Source organism: Legionella beliardensis, assembly GCF_900452395.1.
GTDB lineage: Bacteria > Pseudomonadota > Gammaproteobacteria > Legionellales > Legionellaceae > Legionella_C > Legionella_C beliardensis.
This window is the reverse complement of record NZ_UGNV01000001.1, coordinates 2,800,302-2,822,005: the sequence shown is the minus strand read 5'-3', so window position 1 is coordinate 2,822,005 and position 21,704 is coordinate 2,800,302. Positions and strand designations below refer to the sequence as shown.

Below are 21,704 nucleotides of genomic sequence, written 5' to 3'. Positions count from 1 at the left end.
TACAATGGAGCTTTCTAACAAAAATTGGGTATAAAGGCTAGCAAGATAGGTTGGGCTAAACGAAGTGCAGTAAACGTAGCCTGGGTGTAGGCCCAATGGGCCGGAGCCCAGGTTTCAATTTGTTCACTCAAGCTACTTACTACTTGCCCATTATTTCTATATTTTAATATTATAATTATTTTGCAATAAATTCATTAAATAATTATAATGTACAATTATTTTTCAAATTTTTGGGGCTCATATGAGCTGGTTACGGTTTTTAGGAAAAGGCCTGCAAGTGCAGGTTGGTTGTTTGTTAACGATTATGACAACTGTCTTTAGTGAACAAACGTTAGCACAGTGTGTCCCGAGCGATAATCCACCCGCCAAGCAATATGATTCGGTTCCCACTAAAATTATTAGAATTTATAATAATACTGATGCTGTCATTTATCCCTTAATTGAAACCAGTACCAATTCCGTTGATGAATGGTTGCAGGCTTATTTTGGACTTTGTGAGTCAAGCGTGTTTCAGCATACACTTAATTATAGAATTTATGTAAATGGCTTAAGCGGTATTAGTCCTAATGGCTATGTTGCTCTGCAGGTGCCTGTTTATACAAAGCTCACCGATGAGGCAGATCCTGCTTTGGGCCCAGATAAATATATCAATTGGTGGAATGGTGGGCGTATAAAAATCTATAACAGCCTGATAACGTATCAAGACGATTATAATCGCGATCAACAAAACCGTATTAATCCAGCCAGTGTAGGAGTTACTTGTGCTAATGAGCCAAAATCAGAATGTAATGATTTAGTCATTTACTCAGGGCTAGGAGCGCTTAAAGACGATACACCAAGTCAATTAACAGAATACACGTTTGCAGGCGCACCCCTTCAAGAAGGAGGCAATGGTTTGAGGCTTTGGGCTTTGCAGGATGTTGATTGGGATGTTTCTTATGTTGATTCTGTTTATCTACCTATCGCCATGGGCGTCCTAGGTAATAAATACATTGGTTATACAGGTACTGTTTTGACACTCAAACAATTTAAAGCATATATTAATAAATTTCTTGCTGCTAGTGAAGTAGGTTTTGGTTGGTCAAACTATATTATTCCAGGTAATGACAATTCCATCATTAAATTGCCAGGCACTTATAATTATATGTTGGGTGTTTTAAACAAGACAGTCACGCCCCTTAAGAAAAATTCCCCTTTGGCTAACATCGCTTTATTGTGGAAAAGTTGCTTTCAAGAAGGGTCGCCCAATCCAAATTATTACGATTTCCCTTTCCTTAAAGGTCAAACATTGATTAGTTGTGATGATCCATTGAAAAGTGATATATGGAAAGTACACCAATTATTTATGCAAAATTATAAACAATATCAAAATGATCCAACCTGTGATTCAGCGCAATTTTTAGCAGATTTGAAAGCTCAAAAGGTGCCTTTTAATAGGGTGTTATTGGCGAGAATTTATGGTTGGGTTCCCTTTAATGACTACTGTCAAAAAGGCGCTGCTGCCAATTCATTATGTAAAACGTCAACCGATACGCAAGATCCTGCTTTAAGCAATCCCGATCCTACAGTATGCACGGCGCAATATCAGGATGCCCATCAAACTTATCGTGATTTACAATACGCTTATACACAGACTAAATACAACGTTGATAATGCGCATAATTTTAATCCTTATGTTGAATTAATTCATGGAAAAAACTTTCTAAATATGGATGCTTACGCATTTTCAATTGATGATGCCGTAGGCAATATGCAGGAAGCAGGAGATGGCCTAGTTGTCGCAGTTGGAGGTGTCAAGGGTTTAGTAAATAGGAATCCTTACAACCCCAAACTTGCAGTTACCGTCACCATGGGTAAACCACAAGATGGCCGGCCTACCTGGAAAGCGTTTGACGCGTGTAATGTTAATGCGGCTGTATGTATACCGCAAACACCAATTCCTGCGGGTGGAACGAGCTTTAAACTAGGTTCAATAAAAAAATTTCCGATTAAAGTTGCCATTAAAGACAGTGCGGACAGAATCTATCAATTTATTATCCAGAGTGGACCAACGCCACAAAATAATTACACAATTCCAGTTGATGCTATTTTAAAAGACAGCTGTAAAGTAACTGATAGTAATAATAATCCTGTAGACGGCTGGTGTGTGCCCTTTACTAATAAAGTAGATCACGGCACGCCTTATGCCCATACACAAATGGATGAAAATGGCAGGCCTGTCAATTATGTATCAACAAATGATCCGCCACCATTGTAAATAACTTTGGTGGTTAATATGGCAAGATTAGAACTATATTTATTGCTAATAAATATACTTAAATAAATATAAAAATATCTTTAAAATTAATAAGAAAAATTTTTAAAATTTACGCTATTTTTTTAAATTAAATTGGCTTATATTTGCTATTTATTTTGACTTAATTTACCTAAAAATTAATTTAATTTTTGAAAAATATTACACTTAATATTTTGTTAATAATTGAAAGATAAAATATAAGCCACTATTAATCTATTAATGGTCTGATGGCATCATGAAAATTATTATCCTTCATGGCTACAATGAGGCAACAAAAACTTTAGGTATACTTGCAGTACATTCGGAAAGGAAAGAACCACCAGAAATCCTTATAAAGGCAGAATTTAAAAGATATATAAAATTTACAGCAGATACGGTTAATGTTATAGATAAAGAAACATTAGAGAAAGAATATCCTTCCTCAAACGATCTATTCAATGATGCTATTATAAGTAATATAAAACAAATTAAAAAACTTTATAAAAGCAAAGGAATTGGTAAAGAAGAAATTGATAATATTAGATATGCAGGTGATGTAAATTTAGGCTTTAGCTCAGATCCAGTATTTTTAAGATGTATCCTCGATGGTTCCATTTCTACACTATTTCCCGGTAAAAACGTTGAGGTATGCGCTTTTAGTGGTACGCAAGCCATTGTAAGACGCGCCAGCCTAGACCATGAAGACATATGGCGTGAGGCCTCTGATGTTCCCTCACTAAAGCTCTATGTTAAAGGCAATGCTACTCCTTTATATAATTCACAAGAGCTAGCCCTAACTAGAAGTGTCCAAGCAAGCTCTAGTTCTAACTATTCGCCAACATTATTTCGGCCAGCCGATAGAGGAGATACATCTGGTAGCTCACCAGAAGATAACCATTTAGAAGATACAGAAAGTTTTAATAAAATATAAAATACTATTAGGAACTGGTAAATCTTCTAAAAATGGCAAGTGTCTTCGATATGATTAACTTTCTCATAAGTTACCCTTAAACTAACGGTAACCTATTAAATGCGAAGCATTTATATAGAATCGAGATTAAAAGAGCAATTCGGTATAAAAGTTGTTACTATTTTTATACCGACCTGATATTTAATTAAGATTGACGCTTAAGGCCTTGCATGATTAGCAAAGAAAAATGGGATAGTTTAAGAGTTTGGATGGAAAAACTTCAAGTTCATGAAAACACGCTGATAGAAAAATTTATTATTGGTAGTGGCCGTGGTGGACAAAACCTACATAAGACTGCTTCCACTGTGTATTTAAAGCACATACCCTCTGAAATAGAAGTAAAATGTCAAGAATCGCGTAGCCGGGAAGATAATCGCTATTTTGCCAGAATAAGGCTGTGTGAGAAACTACAGGCAATTCTTAGTGATGAAAAATCGAAAGCGCAGCAGCAGATTGAGAAAATAAAACGGCAAAAGCAGAGGCGCTCAAGAAGAGCAAAGCAAAAAATACTACAAGAAAAATCGAAACAAAGCCAGACTAAATTACTAAGACAAAAGCCGCAAATTTCTGACTAACTACCAAGTTATTTATAGCCTTAAAAAATTATTTCAGCTAAATAATCCTATATTATATCGCTATCCTCAGGATAGTATCTTAAGGGAAATTACTAACCTTACTAGCCGTAAGAAGCCCTAACATTCCCCCGCAAAATTGGTTATAAAACAATTAAATATAGTAAATATCTTTTTAAATTTTAAAAGCAGCTTATAATCTGTTACTGGGTTGACTAGCATGCCTTCGTAATGCACACTGTGGCTGCTCTAAGTATTTTAATTAAATAGGTATAATAAGGAGAATTAAAAATGCGTAGTAAATTTCCTATTAACAAAAAAATTCTTGTTGACAAAAATTTTAAAGCTGAACACGTTTACGCACCTGCCTTTAATTTTTTCACAAATGATGTGCGCAATAATACTACCTCTAGTTTTTATAAGCCTTACAGAAACGATGCTAAAGATATTATAAAAACAGTAGCGGCTCCCATCTATGCGCCACTCGTTTGGGGTGCTCTTTCTGTAGTTACAGCCCTTGCTACCGTAGCATCTGCTTTTGTGAGCTTGGGTTACCTGGCTATGGCTGGTGTTTCGCGTGCCCAAGGACATGCAGAATTAACTTCTGAGCGCTTATCATGCGCCAAGCAATTTGCTATTTTAAGTGGTGTTAGTGCCTTAGTGACGCCCGTATTGGCTATCATGGCTGCTGTTTCAATTCCAGAAAATTTAGTAAAAATAGCTTCTCGTGGTGTTCAAACTGCTATTGTTGCTGTTAATGAGAAGAAAGAAGAAGCGGCTTATGGGGAAACTGATTATTTTGATAAGGGTTTTAACCCTTTCTAAGATAGATTTATTGATAATTAAATCTAAGTTGCTAATAGATTACGTTTTTTAACGTAATCTATTTTAAAATTAATTCAAAGATTCTCTTGTTAAAGTTAGCGCTTCCTTCAATCTTATCTCTATTTAAAGCTGAGCTACCTATTTAGGGTGGCATTTTTTTCTAAATATAAGCTATCCCTTAAAAGCTATTGACCCTTACGTAACGTAATAGAGTAAACTATATGGAAGGAAATAGCTTATGAAATATTATCAAATTAAAGACATTAGTCGCAGAACATCGCTGACAGTACGGTCATTGCAATATTATGATGAAATTGGACTGTTAAAACCTTCTAAGCGTTCAGCTGTAGGTTACCGACTTTATTCTGAAAAAGACTTACTACTATTACAACAAATTACTACGCTAAAATATTTAGGATTTTCTTTAAAACAGATAAAAAAAATTATGTCAAATCCAAGCTTTGATGTCATTAAATCGCTTGGAATTCAGGCGCAGGAATTACGTGAGCAAGCAGCTAAAATTAATGAAGCTGCTTCCTTGCTAGATTATATTGCAAGCCAAGCAGAAATGAAACAGCCTATAAATTGGCAAAGCATCACAAAGATCATTGAAATACTGGAGTTAAATACAATGAATAATCACGTTGTAAATAAATATCAAATGCTTCATAAAGAATCTGAATTAGGTAAAAAATCGGATTATGATTCTACTTATAATCCAAGTAGGTTATATCCAATTCCTAGAGCCGGCAAGCGGCAGGAAATTGGCATCGATCCTGCCTCTTTGCCTTTTGTAGGCTTTGATTGCTGGAATCATTATGAAGTATCTTGGCTTAATGAAAAAGGCAAACCTATAGTAGGAATCGCTGAAATTATCTATGATTGTAATTCACCAAAATTAATTGAATCAAAATCACTAAAACTCTATTTTAATTCCTTTAATAATATGAAAATTAACAGTAAATTAGAGTTAGAATCTATCATTCAAAATGATTTGGAAAAACGCATTGAATCTGAGGTTTTAATTAAAATATATTCTTTAGAAGAGGCTAGACAATTCACTACTATTCAACCCTTTACAGGTGAATCCCTTGACGTTCTTGATGTTGAATGTTCTGTTTACTTAGTTGAGCCTAATTTCTTATCAACCAGTCACGAATTAGTAGAGGAAATTCTTTATTCCGATTTATTAAAATCAAATTGCTTAGTGACTAATCAGCCTGATTGGGGAAGTGTACAAATTGCCTATAAAGGCAGAAAAATTAATCGTGAAGGGTTATTAAAATACCTTATTTCTTTCCGCAATCATAATGAATTTCATGAGCAATGTATTGAAAGAATTTTCGTTGATTTAATGAAGTATTGTAAGCCAGAAAAATTAACTGTTTATGGCCGTTATACCCGTCGTGGGGGCTTAGATATTAATCCTTATCGCTCGACAGAAAAAACATCTATAAATGATAAAAATTTTCGTTTAATTCGTCAGTAATTGATTTAATATCATGTTTATAGCGAAGTCCACCAGAAGTACAATTTTGTCCCGCTATTTAGCTAAATTGGCTATATTTGTACAGGTGGCCCGCAAGAACCTTATGGGGTTTGTGTTTTAAACGAAGCCGCTTCCTGCGATCGGTGCGCACATCCATGTGCGCAACGGTTTAAAACACAAACCCCATAAGATTCTTGCTCTATTGTAGATTCTTATTAACAAGAGATAGTTATTTAAGGCGCCATGAAAACATCCCTGGCTACCAAAATAGCATTTGTGGCTGCTGGAAAACCGCAATAAGCGATCATTTGCGTAATAATCTCGACAATTTCTTCTTTAGTTGCCCCACAATTTAAAGCAGCTTTTATATGTAATTTTAGTTGGGGAAGGGCATAACCTAGTACGGTTAAGGCCGCAATAGTAGCTAGTTCCCTTGTTTTTTGATCAAGCGAACTTTCATGCGCATATAAATCGCCAAAAGGAAATTCCACATTTACTTTAGCAAAAAAGGGCGCAATTTCACTAATTGTCTTAATGTATTCATCTGCCTTTTCTCTACCTAAGTGCTCCCGTAATACTTCCATCCCTTTTTCATAGCGATTCATATTATTTCTCCTTAACCGGTCATGCTAAACGGCCCTGTTCCTAAGAGCATGAAAAAAAATGAAATAGCGGCAATGACTAAATTTTTTTGCGCGGAGGTCACATGCCCAACGCTACCAATTGCTGCTGCTTCAGTTAAAACAGCCTGGTCAGCGGCGGTTGCTTGATTGGAAAGCTGAGCGGTATTTAATTGATGAGCGAGCGCTAAATGCACACGGATGCCAAGCAAACAGTAAATAAGGGCAATTAAGCCACCAATATGTCCATAAATACCAAAGAGTATAGAGATGCTAATTACTATCATGACAATAATCATAAGTATGGCTTGAAAATCGCCATAGCGAGGGTAAAGTAATAAAGCTGTCTGTTTGGCTGCTGCCCAGTTTTGCAAGAAGCCATAAATAGGATACAGAAAAAAACCAGCAAACACGATGCGTAAAACTAGCCAAGCAATTGCAGTCGTCATGTTGTTCTCCTAATGAATTGCATCTGAATTGACAATAGCAAAAAGCTCTGGATTATCACGATAATCAATAGGTACATCGATAAGAACTGGTACAGTCTGTTTTTCAGCCTCTTTTAATATAGGAATAAGATCATCGGCGCTTTTAAGCTCATAACCTTTGGCGCCAAAGGCTTTAGCAAAATCAATTAAATTAACATGCCCAAAATTGACGCCACTGACACGGTTATATTTCATCATTTCTTGTTCTAAAACCATGTTATAACTACCATCGCGCCAAACAAAATGCACAAACTTAAGTTTTTCTCGGATGGCTGTCTCTAATTCTTGTGCTGAAAATAAAAACCCACCATCCCCTGAAATTGAAATGACTTTTTTATCAGGAAAAGCAAGTTTTGCTGCCATTGCCCACGGCAGACCAACGCCTAATGTTTGCTGCCCATTACTAAACATTAAATGATGGGGTTGATAGGATAAAAAATAGCGAGCCATCCACATGTAGACGGTGCCAATATCGCAGGTGACGATGGTGCCGTCGTCTAAATATTGACGTAACTCGTAAATAAATCGTAGCGGATGAATTGGAAACTCTTTTTTACTTTTACCTTGGGCAATTTTGTCATTAAGTGCTTTATGGTAGGTTTCGGCATGCGTAATATCGCCAGTTATTTTTAACTCAGCCAGCGCCTTTTTAAGTAATAAAATATTACTCGCAATACAGCCTAAGATCTCATAACGTGGCTGATAGCTATAGTGTATTTCGGGTGAAACAGCATCAATATGCAAAATGATTTTGTCAGCTTTAGGGTTCCAAACTTCTGGATCATATTCAACGGGGTTATAACCAATAGTAATGATTACATCAGCTTTTTTAAGCAGTTGATCGCCTGGCTGATTGCAAAATAGCCCAACTCGGCCGGCAAAACAGGGAAAAAGCGCTCGTGATATGACGCCTGCACCTTGATAAGTACTGACGGTGGCAAATTTTGTTTGGGTCAAAAGGTCACGAATTGCTTGGGTATTTTTAGGTTGACTTGCTTCTTCACCTAAGAAGAGAACGGGTAGTTTCGCTTTGGCAATGACATCGGCTACTTTTTTAATCGTACTTTCACAAGCCAATACTATTTCAGGCTCAGCTTGTGGCGCAATCACGGTTTCTGCTACTGTTTCTTGTAATACATCTTGCGGGAAACTAATAAAACAGGCACCAGCTCGAGGCATGATTGCATGTTTAAATGCCATCGCAATCATTTCTGCAATGTTACTTGCGCTCATGGCTTCAACACTGTATTTGGTAACAGCATCCATTAATTTAGCATTTTCGGCCGATTGATGAGACGTTTTAAAGCGCATAGCACGCGAGACATTACCCCCAATAGCAACCACAGGATCGCCCTCTGTCGTTGCAGTTAACAAACCTGTCGCAAGATTAGCTACCCCAGGTCCTGAGGTAACAAGTACAACACCTGGTTTTTGCGTAAGCCTCCCGTAAGCTGCAGCCATAAAAGCCGCATTTTGTTCATGGCGGCACAAGATGAGTCTAATTTTTGAATCAAGCAAGGCATTAAAAATACCATCTACTTTTGCACCAGGTAAGCCAAATATATACTCAACGTTGTGAGCTTCGAGGCATTTTACAACGAGCTCTGCACCATTCATATTACTTCCTTAGCAAGGATCTCTTATCCAAACTATAAACCATAATAATCTCTAGTGTTAAAAATAGTATTAATTTTACTCAATTAAAAGGCATAGAGAGAATGAGAAATTGGTTGTTATTAGCCGCTAATTTATTTTCTTCAGGACAAAATGTTAACTGAAAATAAAAAATATAATTTTTTTTAAAAAGATGCTAATTTCTATGAGAAGTTTACCTTGTTGCTAATAAAGAATTGAGAAATTGTATGGTTGAAACTAAGGATGCGTTAAATAAAGAAGTTTTTAATTATAAATGCTGGTTTACTACTATCGTTTTACTATTAGCTTATACCTATATGCATATTATGTTAACTGGCATTTATTTTGAAGTGCTTCTTGACAGTTGGATGAATTTCACAGCACCTCTTCCTTTTGCCCAGCGCCAATTCGTGCCATTTTTAGCGCGTTCTCTAAAAAAGATTGTTTCACTGCAAACGGATGAAATTTTTATTATATTAGAATTTGTGTTTGTCATTTTAACTTTTTTTACTTTAAAAAAACTGCTTGAGTTGGAGTTTAATAAAAAAGTGGCACTCCTCTTAAGTTGGCTCTTTTTTCTGTTACTACCTCTCTATACAGTCATCAATTATCGTTTTACGTATGGCGGCGTGGCGGCCATTTTTTATCCGTATGATACGTCAACGTTATTTTTTATGTTCTTAGGTTTTTATTTATGTTTAAAACGCCAATGGTTTTGGTTAACAGTTTGTATTTTTTTTGCTACCTTAAATCGTGAAAGCAGTATTTTACTTGTCTTATTAATTCCAGCCTTGCACTTTCGCTCTTGGAAACAAACGCCTAACTTGTTACTTCCTTTTTTGTCTAGTTTGTTTGCTTACATATTAGCGCGATTATGGACTTTTTTTCTAACTATGAATTTACCAAGATCTTATATACAGTGGTACATTTATAATACGTCGAAAACTAATTTCTCACGGAATATGCAATGGCTTATTGCTGATCAAAATATATTGATGTTTGTGTTTGCTTTTGCTGGGATTACACTATTTTGGTTTTTATTTTATGATTACATTCCTTTAAAATATAGGTCTATTCGGTACATTACTTTTGCCTATTTTTTAGGGCTATTAGGCGCAGGATTAGTTGCTGAAACACGTATTTTTGCTGAAATTATTACTTTAATGTATTTGCCAGTTTGCCTTGCTATATCTGGCTGGCTAACTAATCAATACGTCATTGAACAGCAAAATAGAGGGCTGCTGTATTTCTTAAATCGCTATATTATTTTTCTTGTAATTGTACTAGTTGTCATAGCTCATAATTTAATTGATTCTAAAATAAAACAGTTTATACCTGTTCCAGCTTGGAATTTATCCAGTTGAAGGATGCATATGCTAGCCTATCTTTATTAAACACAGATAGGCTTAGATTTTAGACAAATAACAAAAAGGATTTTATGACGAGCAGTCAAAAAAAACTATTATTTCTTTCTAGCTTAGGTGGCGTTTTAGAGTTTTATGATTTTATCATTTATGCTCTTTTTGCCAGCTATTTAGCGCATACTTTTTTTCCTGTAACACGTCCCCTTCTTAGTTTAATGCTCACATTTGCGACCTTTGCAATTGGCTACCTTGTGCGGCCACTAGGAGGTATTATTTTTGGGCATTTTGGTGATCGTATAGGGCGTAAAAGTACGTTTACTGTATCTATTTTATTAATGGCTATCGCAACATTGGGTATAGGTTGTACGCCTGCTTACAGTCAAATAGGAATTGCTGCACCAATCATAGTATTGGCTTGTCGTATTTTACAAGGAATTTCCATTGGCGGCGAAATACCTGGGGCAATTACCTATGTTAGTGAATCTATTCCTGAGCAAAAAGGGTTAGCTTGTGGGATTATTTTTTGTGCATTAACGATGGGAATCGTTGTTGGGTCAGTTGTGCATGCTTTGGTGGTTAGTATGCTGACTGATATGCAAATGCAAGCTTATGGCTTTCGGCTTCCTTTTATTATTGGAGGCATGCTCGGATTACTAAGTTATACTATGAGACGAAAATTACGGGAGTCTACACAATTTCAGGCTGTTGAAAAGAATATCGAGAGGTTTCCTCTGGTAACGGTAATAAGACAGCAGGGTAAAAATGCTATCAATGGTGCTTTAATTACCGCGTTATGTGCCGCGATTGTAACAGTTCTTTTTTTATTTATTCCTGCTTATTTTACGGATGTATTAAATTTACCGGCAACGACGTATCTCTGGGAGCGCACAGCGGCAGTGACATTGGGTTCTTGCTTATCCTTATTTTTTGGTTTTTTGACTGATTATTTTGATACTAAAAAATTAATTTTAGTGCTTTGTTTGTTATTAGCATTATTTGCTTATCCTATTTTTGCTATTTACGTTTATTTTCCACAATTTTATATGATAGCGCTGCTATTAAGTGCCTTATTAATGGGCTTTTCAGCAGGTACAATTCCAAGTTTTTTAAGTCAACTATTTCCCACAAAGATTCGTTATAGCGGAATAGCGGTTAGTTACAATTTAGGCTTTGCTTTTTTTGGTGGTTTTACGCCGTTTATTTCATTTTCCCTTATTTATTATAGCCAGATTAAAACTGCACCAGCGTTCTACCTTTTGGTAGTGACTTGCTTGGCGTTCATGTCATTGGCTTTTGCAAGGCCGCAAGCTAACAACGAATTACTTGCGGCTAAATGAATGGTTTTTTTTAAGTATTTTTAAGAGATGCAATATCAATGACAAAACGATAACGAACGTCGCTTTTGAGAACACGCTCATAAGCTTCGTTTACTTGCTGAATCGGAATAATTTCAATATCGGCAGTTATATTATGCTTACTGCAGAAATCCAACATTTCTTGTGTTTCTTGAATACCGCCAACTAAAGAACCCGATAAACTGCGACGATTTGAAATTAAGGTAGCCGCGCTAATAGGAATGTTGCGCTCAGGCACGCCAACAACAACCATTGCGCCATCGAGCTTTAACAACTGTAAATATTTATTCCAATCAAGAGGGGCTGACACGGTATTAATAATTAAATCGTAGGAATTATGTAAATTTCGAAAGGCTTGTTCGCTATTTAACGCAAAAAATTTATCAGCACCTAGACGTTTTGCATCTTCTTCTTTAGAGGGTGAATGGCTTAAAACAGAGACCTCTGCTTGCATCGCATGAGCAAGCTTAATGCCCATATGCCCTAAACCACCTAAGCCAACGATAGCGACTTTTTTATTAGGTCCTGCTTGCCAATGCTTTAAAGGAGAATAGAGAGTAATGCCGGCGCATAATAAGGGGGCTGCACCTGCCATAGAAAGATTATCAGGTATATGTAGCACAAAGTCTTCATTAGTTACGATGCAAGTTGAATAACCGCCTTGCGTCAGTTTGCTACCATCACGCTCCATACAATTATAAGTAGTTGTTGGCGTTTCAGCACAGAATTGCTCTAGATGCTTAGTACAAGGTTCACAACGACGGCATGAGTCTACAAAGCAACCTACGCCGACTATATCCCCTGCCTTAAACTTCGTAACCTCAGGGCCAACTTTTGAAACTATGCCAACAATTTCATGTCCGGGAACCATAGGAAATAGAGCTGGTCCCCATTCTTCGCGTGCTTGATGAATATCGGAATGACAAATTCCACAATAATGAATATCAATTAAAACATCTTTATCACCAACATCACGACGCTCAAAAGAAAATGGTGTTAAAGGTGCTTTAGCTTCCTGCGCTGCATAGCCTTTTGCTGTTATCATAACCATCCTTTATAAATTATTCTCTAAAGACTATAAGTCATAAACGCAGTCTTTGCTACAATAGAGCTAACTCAATAGCAGCTAGAGAAGCCGTATGAGTCATTTTCCTTTTCAGTTAATTGATCTAACTCATATACTCACACCGAATGTTCCTTGCTGGGAAGGGGATTGTGGTTTTTCTCAGACAATAACGAGTGATTATTTAGAAGACAGCTCTGTGTCTTTTAGAATTCAGAAGATGCACCATTATGCTGGTATTGGTACACATATTGATGCGCCAGCGCATTGTGTTCGCAATGGCAAGACGATTGAATTAATAAAATTAGAGGATTTGTGTGCACCTTGCTGCGTCATTGATGTCTCTGCAGGTATAGATGAACGATATGTGTTATCTGTAGAAGATGTTTTGCAATTTGAAAGACAATACGGGCAAATTAAAAAAGGCTCATTTGTTCTTATTTATACAGGCTGGAGTGCCTTTTGGCCTGAACCCTTGCGGTATCGTAATGATTTGTCTTTCCCTTGTGTTTCTCATGAAGCTGCTTTATTGCTATTGCAGCGAGATATTGTTGGCCTGGGCATTGATACCTTAAGCGCTGATTTACCAGAAAGTGGTTTCCCTGTTCATCAAGCTATTTTAGGTGCTGGTAAATATTTAATTGAAAACATTGCCAATGCCTCTCAATTACCAACTGTTGGTGCTTATATTCTTGCCCTACCTATGTTAGCTGCAGGCGCGACTGAGGCACCATTGCGATTGATTGCTTTGGTCAGCATAACAGAGCCATTTAAGTGAATTGATGTGAAAATTAAAGCAAAATTTTCTATAAACTATATGCATAGCTAGCCTGGTGATACTTAATTTTAATTTAAAAGATTAAATTTTTTGTTCAAAAAAGATACCAAGTTTAATCCTGCTTTGCTATAATGCTCGGCAATTTTTTGCAGTCCATGCTAAGGAGTAATAATTGTCTAATTCAGTGACGATTGATGCGAGGGCAGTGTTACCTCGAGGTGGTATTATGGCATGGCTCGTCTGTTTATCAGCCGGTCTGTTTTTCTTTTATGAATTCTTTCAGCTCAATATTTTTGATGTCATTAACCAGCCTTTACGTCATGATTTTCAATTAGATGCAGCGCAAATTAGTTGGATGTCTAGTACTTATTTATGGGCAGATATTCTTTTTTTGCTGCCTGCAGGCATTATTCTTGATCGCTTCGCCGCACGAACGACTATCTTAGCTGCGATGTTTTTATGTGTTATTGGCACTTTTGGTTTTGCTATCACCCATTCTTTTTTTTGGGCTTGTTTTTTTCATTTTCTTTCAGGTATAGGGAATGCCTTTTGTTTTCTATCCTGTGTGGTTTTGGTTTCTAATTGGTTTCCGCCAAGGCGGCAAGCCTTTGTCATTGGGTTGTTGGTAACCATGGCATTTTTAGGAGGCATGATGGCGCACACGCCATTTGCTCACTTAAATGACTTATATGGTTGGCGCAGTGCGTTACTAATCGATGGTGTTATAGGGGCTTTATTATTAGGGTGGATTGCGATAATTATTCAAGACCGCCCCGATGAAAGCTTAGCAAAACAAATTACCTCACATAAAAATGTTTTCACTAGTTTTTTACTAGCTATCAAAAACCGTCAAAATTGGTTAGCAGGTTTCTATACTTCCTTTCTGAATTTACCTATCATGGTACTTTGTGCATTATGGGGTGCAAGCTATTTAGAGGTTGTTCATAAAGTACCTGAGCTAGCTGCAAGTAATATTGTAAGCTTAATCTTTATCGGCAGCATTATTGGTTGTCCTTTGGTTGGCTGGTTGTCTGATCATCAGGGTAAGCGTAAACCGTTAATGATAATAGGGGCAGTAGCCACGCTCCTGACAGTGATCCCTTTTTTTATGGACATAGCGCTTAGTCAATTACAGCTAAGCATTTTGTTTTTTGCGCTGGGGTTTTTTACTAGCACCCAAGTGATTAGCTACCCATTAATTGCTGAAAGTAATACCAAAGATAATACTGGTGCATCCACGGGTTTTGCCTCAGTCTTAATTATGGGTGGAGCCGGGATCGGACAAGTCTTATTTGGTATATTAATGCAGCATCATGCCGGCTTAATGAATAGTCATTATACCGTAGCTGATTTTCAATATGCCATGTGGATGTTTCCATTAACAGCAATAGCAGCCTTAATTGCAGTGCTATTGACTAGAGAGACGAACTGTAAAGGTACCAATTACTAGAAGGTAACTAATTATTCTTAAACACAGCGGCAATGACTCAGTAACTAGTAAAGATAGAGGAAAAGCAATGCATATCGCACAAGAAACTAATCAGATAAGCCATGTTTCTCATAAATTGTTACCTTGGATCGTTTGTTTTAGTGCTTCATTATTTTTCTTTTATGAGTTTATCCAAGGCAATATGTTTGCTTCTATCGCAGATAATATTATGCAGGATTTTCAGGTGCAAGCCGATAAAATGGCTTATTTGTCAAGTATTTATTACCTATCAAATGTTATATTTCTTCTAGTGGCCGGCGTAGTACTTGATAAATATTCGGTTAAAAAGACGATTTTAATTGCCATGTTTCTTTGTGTATTTAGCACCTTTGTTTTAGCGCATGCACAATCTTTTTATTTAGCCTTATTTTGCCGTTTTGTAACTGGTATTGGCAGTGCATTTTGTTTCCTTGGTCCGGTTCGTCTTGCATCGCGCTGGTTTCCACCACGACGTATGGCGATGATTACTGGTATTATAGTAACAATTGCTATGACAGGTGGTATGTTAGCGCAGTATCCATTGGCTAAATTGGTGGGCCAAGTTGGCTGGCGTGAGGCCTTAATGCAAGTGGGCTGGTTAGGCTTAAGCATGCTTATTTTAATGTATTTTGGAATTGTCGATAAACCAGTCACAGATTTACCTAAAGCAAAAGATAAAAAGACCTTGTTAATGACGGCTAAGCAGGCTTATTTAAACTCACAAAATATTCGTGCCGCACTCTATGCCAGCTTAATGAATATGGCTATTGCTGTCTTTGGCGCCATGATGGGCTCTTTGTATTTAATGCAACGGCTTGATATTAATAAAGAAGATGCAGCAGTTATTAATTCTATGTTATTTTTAGGCACTATTTTGGGTGGCCCAATTATTGGCTGGATCTCAGATAAGCTAGGTTTACGTGTTTTGCCTATGAAGATAGGGGCGCTTTTATCCTTACTTACACTCTGTTTAATATTATATTTCCCTGCCAGTGTGGCTGTCATGAAAGTGCTTTTTCTATTACTTGGGTTTTTTACCGCCGCACAAATTATTAGTTATGCCTTAGTTGCTGAAGGTAGTCCTAGCGCTATGACTGCTACTGCTGTAAGCTCAGTTTCTATTTTAATGCAAGGTGGTTATATTATTTATCAAAATCTATATAGCTATCTCTTAATTAAGCATGGTGAGGTACAAATTTTAAATCACATCCCCGTCTATTCCTTAGGTGATTATCAATTTGCTGCTAGTATTTTACCTATTGGTCTTATCATTGCTTTGATTTGTTTATTTGGTTTACGGGAAACCTATGGGAAAAATTTGGAAGAATAATTCATGACTAAAAGGCGGGTTTGTATTTTATTAATGGATTCATTTGGCATTGGTGCAAGCTTAGATGCCGCTCGTTATGGTGATGTTGGTGCAAATACATTTGGCCATATTCATCTAGCTTGTGAGCAAGGCCAAGGCGCACAAAGCGGGCTTCGCGAAGGGCCACTTGTTATTCCTAATTTAACTAAACTAGGTTTATATCACGCAGCTTTGGCAAGCACAGGCATTAAATTATTGCCTATGGATGAATTAAAAGAGCCTTCTGGCTATTATGGTTATGCGGTAGAACAAAGCCTTGGTAAAGATACGCCAAGTGGTCACTGGGAGATTGCAGGCGTTCCCGTGGCCTTTGATTGGGGCTATTTTCCAGAAACTATCCCTTGTTTTCCAACTGAGCTTATTGCTAATTTTATAAAATTAACAGGCTTGCCTGGCGTACTTGGTCAAAAACACGCCTCAGGTACAGTGATTATTGAAGAGCTTGGTGAAGAGCATATTAAAACCGGTAAGCCTATCGTTTATACCTCCGCAGATAGCGTGTTTCAAATTGCAGCGCATGAAGAACAGTTTGGCTTAGAAAAGTTATATCAAATTTGTGAGGTTGCGCGTCAATTAGTTGATGAATATAAAATTGGCCGTGTTATCGCCCGTCCTTTTATAGGCCAACCTGGATCATTTAAACGTACAGGTAATCGCCGCGATTACGCAACACTTCCACCCGCACCCACGTTACTTGATTTTTTGAAGGAGCAAGGGCGAGAGGTGATTGCTATTGGCAAAATTGCTGATATTTTTGCCCATCAAGGTTTAACAAAAACCATTAAGGCAGATGGAAATATGGCGTTATTCGACGCTACACTAGATGCATTGCGCTCGGCCCCAGATGGCAGTCTTATTTTTACTAATTTCGTAGACTTTGATTCTTCGTTTGGCCATCGCCGTAACATTCCAGGCTATGCCCATGCTTTAGAAGAGTTTGATGCGAGAATTCCTGATTTATTAGCCCAGTTACGGCCTGATGATTTGGTTCTTATTGCAGCAGATCATGGTTGCGATCCTACCTTTCCTGGCTCTGATCATACGCGTGAACACATTCCGGTTTTAGCCTTTGGCCCAAAAATCGCGAGTAAATTTATTGGGCGACGTGAGACTTTCGCCGATATTGGACAAAGTTTGGCGCAGTATTTAGAAATCGACCCGCTCATGCATGGCGTATCTTTTATTTAAGCAGTCAAGGATTAAATTTGGAAGAATGCAATGGTAGGCGAGGGGAATAAAAGATGACTTATCCACCTTCGTTTATTAATTATTGTAAAACTTTAAATTCTAAGCTTACCTCTTTACGTAAAAGCGTATTATATATACTTTGGGGTACCAAGAAGCCGCTAAAAGCTTATGAGATATTAGATTGTTTATTACAAATAAAAGAAAATTCAAAACCCTCAACAGTTTATCGGGTGCTTGATTATTTTATCGCCTGTGGTATCGTGCACAAAATTGAGTCAATTCAATCTTATATACTCTGTCAAGAACCAGTCAAACCATCCCTTAGTGAATTTTTACTTGTGTGTAAGCGCTGCCATCAAGTGAATGAAATTTGTGATAAGAGTTTATTTAAATTAATAGCCCAATTAGTAGAAACCTATCATTTTTCGCTTAATCAAGAAGCCATAGAATTGAAAGGGGCGTGTTTCAACTGCCGCGAGGAGAGTAATCTTTGCCTGCCATAAGCGTTTTTAAAGGCTATAAATATAATGAAGCCTTTCATATGCCCAGTATCAAATAGTGAAAATTTTTACCAAGTACTATTGAATTTTTACAAGAAGCCCCCAATTGATGAGTTTAACTTAATTTAGAGGTAATAATTTTGGAACAGTATCGCGGTACAACCATCCTGTCAGTAAGGCGAGGAAATAACGTAGTTATTGGTGGTGATGGCCAAGTGACCATGGGCAATACCGTCATGAAAGGCAATGCCCGTAAAGTAAGGCGTTTATACAAAGATAAAGTGATTGCAGGATTTGCAGGCGGTACGGCAGATGCCTTTACACTCTTTGAACGCTTTGAGCGTAAGCTTGAGATGCATCAAGGCCATTTAGTGCGTGCAGCTGTTGAATTAGCCAAAGATTGGCGTACTGATAAGATATTACGACGTTTAGAAGCATTACTGGCCGTAGCAGATCGAAAAGCTTCTTTAATTATTACGGGTAATGGGGATGTGATTGAGCCTGAAGAAGGTGGCCTAATTGCCATTGGTTCTGGTGGCCCTTTTGCTCAAGCTGCTGCCCGTGCTTTATTAAAAAATACCGATCTAACAGCCAGAGAAATAGTAGAAAAAAGCTTAAATATAGCCGGTGAAATTTGTATTTATACAAACCATAATTTAACGATAGAAGAATTGGAAAGTGACTGTGAATAATATAACTACCATGACTATGACTCCACGTGAAATTGTTGAGGAGTTAAATAAACATATCATTGGGCAAGACGAGGCCAAGCGTGCCGTGGCAATTGCTTTGCGCAATCGGTGGCGCCGTATGCAAATTAAAGATGCTGATTTGCGTAATGAAATCATGCCTAAAAATATTCTAATGATTGGTCCAACCGGGGTTGGAAAAACGGAAATTGCCAGACGTTTAGCAAAGCTTGCTGAAGCACCCTTTATTAAAGTCGAAGCGACTAAATTTACTGAAGTGGGTTATGTAGGGCGAGATGTCGACTCAATTATGCGCGATCTTGTCGATATTGCTATCAAACAAGAACGCCAATTTGCTATGAAGAAAGTTGAGCATCTAGCAGAAGAGGCTGCAGAGAATCGTGTTTTAGACGCGTTGTTACCGCCGCCACGCGGCACGTTAACACCAGCAGAACGAGATAGCACAACCCGGCAAGTTTTTCGCAAACAATTGCGCGAAGGCTTGCTTGATAATAATGAAGTTGAAATTGATTTAGCAGTAAGCCCAGTTGGTATCGAAATTATGGCACCTCCAGGCATGGAAGAAATGACAAGTCAATTGCAGACAATGTTCCATCAGGTAGGTAGTAATCGTACTAAAACACGTAAATTACCTATTGGTAAGGCAATGAAATTATTGCGAGAAGAAGAAGCAGCTAAGCTAATTAATGAAGAAGATATCAAAGCAAGAGCCATCGAAAATGTTGAACAAAACGGTATCGTATTTATTGATGAAATAGATAAAGTGGCTAAGCGTGCCGAGCATGGCAGTGGCGGGGATGTATCACGCGAAGGTGTTCAACGTGATTTATTGCCTCTAGTTGAAGGCTCAACTATTTCAACTAAATATGGGCCGGTTAAATCTGACCATGTGTTATTTATTGCCTCTGGTGCTTTTCATGTTGCTAAACCTTCAGATCTTATTGCTGAATTGCAAGGTCGATTACCAATTCGTGTGGAATTAAGTGCATTACATGTGGATGATTTTGTACGTATTTTAACTGAACCAAGTAATTCGCTAACAGAGCAATATGTAGCTTTAATGGCGACTGAAGGCTTGCAATTAAGCTTTGATGAGACAGGTATTAGGCGAATTGCTGAAGTAGCTTGGAAAGTCAATGAACGCACAGAAAATATTGGTGCACGTCGACTCTATACAGTGATGGAGCGTCTTTTAGAGGTTGTGTCTTTTGAAGCAACAGATAAGTCAGGTGAATCTGTGCATATCGATAAAGCGTATGTTGATGAACACTTAGGTAAGCTGGTGGAAGATGAGGATTTAGCGCGTTATATCCTTTAATTAAGATGCGCCTATATTCTGCAAGGATAGCCACGTACATCGTATTCATCTCAAATTATCGCAGCTTAACTCTGCTCTACGCAAAATTAAATCTTACGTACCGCGGCTTGTCCGCGGAGCATTGTTACGTGGATACACTAAGCGGTCAAATCGGCCTAGATTAATTAAAGGCTAAACAACCTGTTCAGCTTTTGTCTTAAAGTTGCCACTTGATTTAATCCATTTCTCGTCTTTGCGAGCGAAGCGAAGCAATCCAGTTCGGATTTTGACAAACGCACCTGACTGGATTGCTTCACCTTTACTTCGTAAAGATTCGCAACGACTTAACTCTTCTAGCTTAGTTTTCTTCTAAGCAACAATACCTGTCCGCGGCACCCAGCGGTATTACATAATCGTATCAATCTCATGAAGTTTCAGGGGGTTTAATAGTTACTATATTCTTATTTGTAGGTACGCCAGTGTTAAACAAGTGAGCCAAGCTAATAGATAGCGATTGTTGTAATAATTTATCATTTTCTGTAAATATCGTTTCCCAAGGAAAAGAAGTTGAAGCACCTTCAAAATCATACTGATCAGGTAAGTTGTACGGCAAATGCTTGCTTAACCAATATAAAGAAATTTCATTTAAGTCTCTGCTTAATAAATAATGGCCATCAGCACCTGTGTGAATTAGATTTATCCGTTGTAATTCATTAATCATATGATCACTATCTATCTCAAAGGGTTGGTTACTTGCTTGGATTAGGTCGCTTAGACAAAGACCTTGACCTTCTTTCTGTTTTAGCCATAATTGCTGTAGCCAAAGTAAGGCATGGGAAAACCCATCTATTGGCTTCCCACTGCGTCTTTTATGATGAACAGATAAAGCATAGCTAACTTCAGCGCCTAATAACGTAATAAACCAAACCCAATAAATCCAGACAAAGAAAATAGGTAGAATAGCAAATGCACCATAAAGCAGTTGGTAAGTATCATAATGCGATAAGTAATAGGCAAAAGCCTGTTTAGCTGATTCAAATAATATGGTTGCAAATAAGCCACCAAGGAATCCATGCTCAAATCGAATAGGGCGGTTGGGAACTACTACATATAAAAAAGTAAAACCTGTTAAAGAAAGTAAAAAAGGTAAGATACTTAGAATGAAAGAGGGCGCTTGTTGGTTTTGTAAAAAAGGCATGGATACCAAATAAGAGCTTGCTGCTAAGCTTAAGCCTAAAAAAATAGGCCCAAGTGATAATATTGCCCAATACAATAAAAATGCGGCAACGCCTCTTCTAGCACTAGAGACACGCCATATTTTATTCATAGCGCGCTCAATAGTCACCATAACCAGTATGGCTGTCACAAATAAAAAAGCGACACCCCAAATAGAAAGTTTTGAAACTTGTGTTGCAAAATCTTGCACATAATTTTGGACAATCTTACCCGTCGTAGGTACAAAATTCTCAAAAATGAAGTCTTGTACTGGCTTACTAAAATTATGAAATACTGGAAAAGAGGAAAAAATTGAAAAGCCAACGGTCATTAAGGGTACTATCGCTAATAAGCTTGTAAAAGCTAGCGCTGAGGCTCGATAAGTACAATCATCTTCAATAAAATGATTAATAACAAAACGAACAAAGCGATCTAGTTTTCCCCATCTTACGTTGACTTCTCTCTTCCAATCCATAGGAGTTTCCATTTATAAAGATAGGGATTGTTTATACAGTAAACTATC

At 37.4% G+C, this 21,704-nt stretch carries 19 protein-coding genes and 1 pseudogene; 15 read left to right on the top strand and 5 right to left on the bottom strand.

All coding sequences use genetic code 11. The features are described from left to right. Positions 1–241: 241 nt before the first annotated feature. The 6 genes and pseudogenes from DYE47_RS12450 (at position 242) to queF (ending at position 6,131) form a co-directional block, all read left to right on the top strand. Positions 242–2,257 carry a hypothetical protein gene (locus DYE47_RS12450; protein WP_115303605.1) on the top strand — a complete coding sequence of 672 codons (2,016 nt, stop codon included), beginning with the start codon at positions 242–244 and terminating at the stop codon, positions 2,255–2,257. Between the two features lie 274 nt (positions 2,258–2,531). After that, positions 2,532–3,206, top strand: coding sequence for a hypothetical protein (locus DYE47_RS12445; protein ID WP_115303603.1), 675 nt, complete (start codon positions 2,532–2,534; stop codon positions 3,204–3,206). Positions 3,207–3,415: 209 nt separating this feature from the next. After that, a complete protein-coding gene (locus DYE47_RS12440) occupies positions 3,416–3,820 on the top strand; it encodes a peptide chain release factor family protein (RefSeq protein ID WP_115303601.1) in 405 nt (134 codons plus the stop codon). A 288-nt stretch (positions 3,821–4,108) separates the two neighbouring features. Then, a complete protein-coding gene (locus tag DYE47_RS12435; RefSeq protein WP_115303599.1) occupies positions 4,109–4,642 on the top strand; it encodes a hypothetical protein in 534 nt (177 codons plus the stop codon). 238 nt (positions 4,643–4,880) lie between these two features. Beyond that, positions 4,881–5,033, top strand: a pseudogene (locus DYE47_RS16420) (MerR family DNA-binding transcriptional regulator); the annotation flags it as partial. Between the two features lie 240 nt (positions 5,034–5,273). Then, positions 5,274–6,131: an NADPH-dependent 7-cyano-7-deazaguanine reductase QueF gene (gene queF / locus DYE47_RS12430; RefSeq protein WP_242604237.1), complete on the top strand. Its 858-nt coding sequence runs from the start codon at positions 5,274–5,276 to the stop codon at positions 6,129–6,131. A 233-nt stretch (positions 6,132–6,364) separates the two neighbouring features. Here queF and DYE47_RS12425 read toward each other — a convergent pair whose 3' ends face one another. Genes DYE47_RS12425 through alsS form a run of 3 tightly spaced genes read right to left on the bottom strand, consistent with a single transcriptional unit; the run spans position 6,365 to position 8,856 of the window. Next, positions 6,365–6,736, bottom strand: a complete 372-nt coding sequence (locus DYE47_RS12425; protein ID WP_115303595.1) for a carboxymuconolactone decarboxylase family protein — start codon at positions 6,734–6,736, stop codon at positions 6,365–6,367. Between the two features lie 11 nt (positions 6,737–6,747). Then, entirely contained in the window at positions 6,748–7,200 is a 453-nt protein-coding gene (locus tag DYE47_RS12420) for a hypothetical protein (RefSeq protein WP_115303593.1), read from the bottom strand. Positions 7,201–7,209: 9 nt separating this feature from the next. Beyond that, a complete protein-coding gene (gene alsS / locus DYE47_RS12415) occupies positions 7,210–8,856 on the bottom strand; it encodes an acetolactate synthase AlsS (RefSeq protein WP_115303591.1) in 1,647 nt (548 codons plus the stop codon). Positions 8,857–9,101: 245 nt separating this feature from the next. Here alsS and DYE47_RS12410 point away from each other — a divergent pair, with 245 nt between their 5' ends. Both DYE47_RS12410 and DYE47_RS12405 read left to right on the top strand, forming a co-directional pair. Beyond that, entirely contained in the window at positions 9,102–10,238 is a 1,137-nt protein-coding gene (locus DYE47_RS12410) for a hypothetical protein (RefSeq protein ID WP_115303589.1), read from the top strand. Between the two features lie 74 nt (positions 10,239–10,312). Next, on the top strand, positions 10,313–11,575 hold the full coding sequence (locus DYE47_RS12405; protein WP_115303588.1) for an MFS transporter: 1,263 nt from the start codon (positions 10,313–10,315) through the stop codon (positions 11,573–11,575). A 10-nt stretch (positions 11,576–11,585) separates the two neighbouring features. On the opposite strand, the gene DYE47_RS12400 is transcribed toward DYE47_RS12405, so the two are convergent. Beyond that, complete coding sequence (locus tag DYE47_RS12400; RefSeq protein ID WP_115303586.1) at positions 11,586–12,638, bottom strand: NAD(P)-dependent alcohol dehydrogenase; 1,053 nt, start codon at positions 12,636–12,638, stop codon at positions 11,586–11,588. Between the two features lie 94 nt (positions 12,639–12,732). Between DYE47_RS12400 and DYE47_RS12395 the strand changes: the two genes are divergently transcribed. The 7 genes from DYE47_RS12395 to hslU all read left to right on the top strand — a co-directional run bounded on the left by DYE47_RS12395 (position 12,733) and on the right by hslU (position 19,987). Beyond that, on the top strand, positions 12,733–13,434 hold the full coding sequence (locus tag DYE47_RS12395; RefSeq protein WP_115303584.1) for a cyclase family protein: 702 nt from the start codon (positions 12,733–12,735) through the stop codon (positions 13,432–13,434). Positions 13,435–13,606: 172 nt separating this feature from the next. Beyond that, positions 13,607–14,884, top strand: a complete 1,278-nt coding sequence (locus DYE47_RS12390; protein ID WP_165482056.1) for an MFS transporter — start codon at positions 13,607–13,609, stop codon at positions 14,882–14,884. A gap of 67 nt (positions 14,885–14,951) precedes the next feature. Beyond that, positions 14,952–16,232 carry an MFS transporter gene (locus DYE47_RS12385; RefSeq protein WP_115303582.1) on the top strand — a complete coding sequence of 427 codons (1,281 nt, stop codon included), beginning with the start codon at positions 14,952–14,954 and terminating at the stop codon, positions 16,230–16,232. A gap of 3 nt (positions 16,233–16,235) precedes the next feature. Beyond that, positions 16,236–17,459 (top strand): phosphopentomutase, encoded by a 1,224-nt coding sequence (locus DYE47_RS12380; RefSeq protein ID WP_115303580.1) that lies wholly within the window; start codon positions 16,236–16,238, stop codon positions 17,457–17,459. A 53-nt stretch (positions 17,460–17,512) separates the two neighbouring features. Next, entirely contained in the window at positions 17,513–17,962 is a 450-nt protein-coding gene (locus DYE47_RS12375; protein WP_115303578.1) for a Fur family transcriptional regulator, read from the top strand. A 137-nt stretch (positions 17,963–18,099) separates the two neighbouring features. After that, the gene (gene hslV / locus DYE47_RS12370) at positions 18,100–18,651 is read left to right on the top strand and encodes an ATP-dependent protease subunit HslV (RefSeq protein WP_115303577.1); all 552 of its coding nucleotides are present in this window, start codon (positions 18,100–18,102) and stop codon (positions 18,649–18,651) included. Between the two features lie 10 nt (positions 18,652–18,661). Next, entirely contained in the window at positions 18,662–19,987 is a 1,326-nt protein-coding gene (gene hslU, locus DYE47_RS12365; RefSeq protein ID WP_174224123.1) for an ATP-dependent protease ATPase subunit HslU, read from the top strand. Positions 19,988–20,390: 403 nt separating this feature from the next. Here the strand turns inward: hslU and DYE47_RS12360 are convergent, their stop codons facing one another. Further along, positions 20,391–21,656, bottom strand: coding sequence for a YihY family inner membrane protein (locus DYE47_RS12360; protein WP_115303575.1), 1,266 nt, complete (start codon positions 21,654–21,656; stop codon positions 20,391–20,393). Positions 21,657–21,704 lie beyond the last annotated feature (48 nt).